Genomic DNA, 273 nt, shown 5'->3' on the forward strand with positions numbered 1-273 from the left:
GTGGCGTCAACAAGAAGACCGGCGAGGTGATCCCCACCCGCCCGGTTCTCCAGATCGAGGGCCTCGATAACCGTGGCCTCGTTCAACTCTTCACCCTCACAGTTCCGGACACCAAGCCTTTCGAGGGCCGAGTGGGCGAGCAGGTGTCCGTGCCGGTGCGTGCGTGGGCTCCTGGCGCGTCGGTGAGCCTCGCCTATGAGGGGGGCAAGGTGTGAGGATGGATGCACGTATGAGGCCGCTGGCGGCGGCCCTGCGGGATGGGCGAAGCCCGCA

1 protein-coding gene is annotated in these 273 nt (G+C 67.0%); it reads left to right on the plus strand.

Translation table 11 applies throughout. The features are described 5' to 3' along the window. A partial coding sequence (locus ABG80_RS22735; protein ID WP_160322518.1) for a hypothetical protein occupies positions 1–215 on the plus strand: 215 nt, incomplete at its 5' end. Between the last annotated feature and the right edge of the window lie 58 nt (positions 216–273).

It is taken from the genome of Aquabacterium parvum (assembly GCF_001447195.1).
Classification (GTDB): Bacteria; Pseudomonadota; Gammaproteobacteria; order Burkholderiales; family Burkholderiaceae_C; genus Aquabacterium; species Aquabacterium parvum.